The 3,900-nt window shown below is 60.7% G+C and carries 5 protein-coding genes; 3 read left to right on the top strand and 2 right to left on the bottom strand.

Annotated features, from left to right (window positions below; translation table 11 throughout):
* Positions 1 to 367 (bottom strand): glutathione S-transferase family protein (locus EOC06_RS33005; RefSeq protein ID WP_164898876.1); only part of this gene is annotated, 367 nt, incomplete at its 3' end.
* Positions 368 to 426: 59 nt separating this feature from the next.
* Between EOC06_RS33005 and EOC06_RS33000 the strand changes: the two genes are divergently transcribed.
* Positions 427 to 939, top strand: coding sequence for a DinB family protein (locus EOC06_RS33000; protein WP_013532473.1), 513 nt, complete (start codon positions 427 to 429; stop codon positions 937 to 939).
* Between the two features lie 111 nt (positions 940 to 1,050).
* On the opposite strand, the gene EOC06_RS32995 is transcribed toward EOC06_RS33000, so the two are convergent.
* Entirely contained in the window at positions 1,051 to 2,010 is a 960-nt protein-coding gene (locus EOC06_RS32995; protein WP_128309762.1) for a LysR substrate-binding domain-containing protein, read from the bottom strand.
* Between the two features lie 110 nt (positions 2,011 to 2,120).
* On the opposite strand from EOC06_RS32995, the gene EOC06_RS40420 reads away from it, so the two are divergent.
* Both EOC06_RS40420 and EOC06_RS32980 read left to right on the top strand, forming a co-directional pair.
* A complete protein-coding gene (locus EOC06_RS40420; RefSeq protein ID WP_164898875.1) occupies positions 2,121 to 2,954 on the top strand; it encodes a hypothetical protein in 834 nt (277 codons plus the stop codon).
* A gap of 45 nt (positions 2,955 to 2,999) precedes the next feature.
* Positions 3,000 to 3,900: DMT family transporter (locus EOC06_RS32980; protein ID WP_164898877.1), on the top strand; the 901-nt coding region annotated here is incomplete at its 3' end.

The following is a 3,900-nucleotide window of genomic DNA, read 5'->3' as shown; positions in this document are numbered from 1 at the left end:
GCATGGCATGGAGGTCCATGATCGCCGCGGTGGTCACGTAGGGATGAATGGTCACTTGCGACCAGCGTTCGATGAAGCGCGCCATCGCCTTGCCGCCTTCACCGCCAAACAGCGTCGGCCGGTCCGGATAGGCCTCATCGAGATAGAGCGCGATGGCGAAGGAATCCGCGACGACCGTCTCGCCGTCCCGGATCACCGGAACGGTTTTCGAAACGCCGCCCTCGACAGCGGGCACCTCGAGAAAGCGCGTCGGTACGGTCGATATGTCGAGCCCCTTGTGGGCAAGCGCCATCACCACCTTCCAGCAATGCGGGCTGAACGGACGTGTGGTGTCGCGTCCGACGAGATCATAGAGCAGAATGGTCATTGGCGGCGGCGTTCCTGCGGGTTAGGTAGGCCCCGCATCGACGTGAGCCGAGGGAAGCCATGAGACAGCATTTCATGATGTTTGCGGCCTATAATCAATGGGCCAACGGTCGCATCTATGATGCCGCCGCCGAACTCGATGATGAGGAATTCAACCGCGATGTCGGCGCCTTCTTCGGCTCGATGATGGGCACGCTCAACCACCTTTTGACGGCCGACCGGATCTGGATGAAGCGCTTCACCGGCGAGGGCGACGCGCCGACGACACTGGATGCCATCCTGCATCGGGGGTTGACCGGCCTGCGGGCGGCGCGTGAAGCCGAGGACAGGAGGATCATCGATTGGGTCGGCGGCCTCAATGACAAGGCGTTGACGGGCCGCTTCACCTACATGACCGTTTCGGACATGCGCACCGTCTCGCAAAGGCTGGCGCCGGCGCTGGATCATGTCTTCAACCACCAGACCCACCATCGCGGCCAGGCGCATACGATCCTGACTATCCTGGGACGGCCAAGCCTGGGGTTGGACCTGATGCTTTTTCAGCGGACCGAGGAGGGCAGAGCTTTCGCCTGATTCGGTGCCGTCCGAAGGTTGAAGAGCTTGCGCCTACTATCTCTGCATTTTGTGCTGCAGCATTGTCTGTGCATCAGAAATTAGCCGGCACACCGGATACTTGCCCGAGATTCAGGCGGCCGTCGAAGCCTCGCCCCTGATTTCGCTGTCCAGTTGGCACTGCGTCAGAGCCGCTTCCGCCATCACCCACTGCTTGAACAACTGGACCTTGCGTGCGGCAAGGCCTCTCAGCGGGGAAACAAAATACCAACCAGCCGTGTTCGGGTGGTGGACGGCGAAGGGAGCCACCAGCCTTTCGGCGCGGATGTCGCTGGCCATATAGGCACGGTTGGCCACCGCAAAGCCCATCCCGGAATTGGCTGCCTCGTAGGACATCATGCACGAGTCGAAATAGATGCTCTTGGTCTCGCTGAGCACGAAGCTGGCGCCGGCGAAACCAAGCCAGGATTGCCAATTCTGGGTGCAGGTGTCGGAATGCAGCAGGGTGAAGTGCTTGAGGTCGTCCGGTGTCACCTTCGACAGCCGCTTATCGCCGAGAACTTCGTGGAACAGCTTGCGGCTGCACACCGGTGTCAGGTCTTCGCGAAACAGCAGATCGGATTGCAGCCCGTGAAAGTGACCGTCGCCATAACGGATTTCGAGATCGAATTCCGAGGCCGTGAACTCATGCGTAGCGTAGGAGGTCGAGACCCGCATCACGATTTCGGGATATTGCTGCTGGAACAGCGGCAGGCGCGGAAACAGCCAGCGTGCCGCAAAGGTCGGCAGCACCGATATTTTTAGCACATGCTCCTGCGATTGCCCGGTCGCTTCCATGCTGGCGGCGACGATTCGCTCCAGCGCCTCGCGAACGCGCGAGACATAGGTCTCGCCCTCCGGCGTCAACGACACCGCATTTCCGCCGCGCTGGAAAATCTTGAAACGAAGCTGATCCTCAAGGCTTTTCACGCGCTGGCTGACCGCTGAAGCGGTAATAAACTGTTCTTCGCCGGCACGCGTGAAATTACCGTGCCTCGCAGCACTCTCCACGATTTTAAGCGAATTGAGGTTGACCTGACTGAGCAGACGCACGGTTTCGACCTTAAGCTTGGCTTACACTAGCACCAGCATTCCTAATTTTACAGGGGTGGGTGAATTAATCGACTGTTTACCAAGTGTTGCCCCCATCCTGGAGAAGTACAATGAACGCCCATACCATTCCCGAACTGCGTTATGCGATGAGCCGCGAAGCCATTATCGGCCATGAAACCGCCTGGAAAGTGTCGAGTTTCGGTGTCGCGCAATATCTGCACGGCTATGACCCGGCACTGCTTGCCGCGATCGAGGATGCTGCCCTGAAGCTCAAGGCCAGCCATGCCGTGCACAAGCACCTCGATCTGACCTTCATCACCGGGGCCGACCGTTTCATCCCCGAGATCAAGGAATTGCTGCATGACAAGCTGCGCCTGGAGCGGCTGTCCGACATGATGGGCACCAAGCTGGAGCCCTATCCGCTGTCGATCGTCGGCTCGACGGTCACCTTCATGAATCCAAAGGACGGCGCCGTGGAGTGGCATTGCGATGGCGTTCCGGTCACAGAGCTCATTCCGCTGTCGATCAGCAATCCGCTGGTCGGCGGCCACCTCGAAATCTACTGCGACGACTCCGAAACCGGCCGCGCCATTCTCGAAGCCGGCCGCGAAATCCCGCGCAACAGTGTCATGCGCATCGATCACAAGATGAACTACGCGACGCTCGGCCAATTCCTGGGCGTCCTGCATCGCACCGCTCCGATCCGGTTCGGCGAGCGCGTCACGCTGGTGCTCAACCAGCGCTCGGTGGCCAAGCCCTATGTCGACGATAACAGAATGTTCTATCTCGCCGCCGACAACGACCACGACCGTGAGTGGGTCAGCGAACTGGCCGAAGATGTCTGGACCAATCAGCTGCCGGCCTATCGTCGGTTCGAGGCGGAGCATCCCGTGCCCACCGCCGTCGAGGCACCGGTTCCGGGCGGCGCCAGGGAATCATGGTAATGAACCATGACCCCGATAAGTCGGAACCGGTTTTCGGACAGGATCATGGTCGAACAGCAACATAGAGTCCCATGCCGATTGTTTCGGCAGGGATCCGGCTCGATATCCGCGTTGGTCTTCGCTGCCGGTGCGGTGGCGTTGTGGTCCACCAATGCCCTGGTCGGCAAATTCCTGCTGGCCAGCCACCCGGTGTCGCAGGTCCAGTTCCTGCAATTTGCAGGCGCAGCACTCGTCTTCGCCGCTATCCGATTGATGAGCCGCGAAAGAGTAGCACCGGTCACCGCCGGGGCGGCGCTCATCTCTCTCGCGATCGGCTTCATCGGCCTGGTCGGCACCATGGTGCTGCAATACATCGCCTTCGCTTCGATGCCGGTGATCGAGGCCAATCTGGTGGCCTACACCTGGCCGCTGAGGGTCGCGGCGGCAGTCATTGCCTTGGAAAATCCGCGGCGTCCGGCACTGTTGGGTCTCGCCGCGGTGGTGGGCTTCATCGGCGTTGCACTGGTGATTTCGGGAGGGCGCAACCAATCCTGGTTCGAGGGCGATCTGGTCGGCTATCTCGCCGCATTCGGGTCAGCGCTGTGCATGGCCTTCTATTCGCTCATGGTGGGACGGGTGGCCACTCCAGCGGATCGCCTGTTGCTGCCATCGTCTTTGATTGGCGTCGCTTTGATGTTTCTGTGGTGCGCTCGCGACGGTTTCACCTGGCCCGTCGGCGCGGACCTGGCCCTCGGCCTTTATCTCGGCGCCGGTCCGATGGGCCTGGGCTACTATTTCTGGTCGCGCGCCTTGAAGCTTGAAGGCAGCGGCAGGGTCGCGGTGGTCGCCTATCTCACGCCGATCGCCTCGACCCTGCTTTTGACCTTGTCCGGCGAACGGCTGACGGTGACGGCCATTGTCGGAGCCATCCTCGTCATTGGCAGTTGTGTCGCGGTCGGTGTGGAAC

The organism is Mesorhizobium sp. M7A.F.Ca.MR.362.00.0.0, assembly GCF_004023175.1.
Classification (GTDB): domain Bacteria; phylum Pseudomonadota; class Alphaproteobacteria; order Rhizobiales; family Rhizobiaceae; genus Mesorhizobium.
This window is presented reverse-complemented; position numbering and strand designations above follow the sequence as displayed.

Coding starts and splice junctions, on each gene's coding strand:
- EOC06_RS33000 (WP_013532473.1), top strand. CDS start 427: ATGAGACAGCATTTCATGATGTTTGCGGCCTATAATCAATGGGCCAAC.
- EOC06_RS40420 (WP_164898875.1), top strand. CDS start 2,121: ATGAACGCCCATACCATTCCCGAACTGCGTTATGCGATGAGCCGCGAA.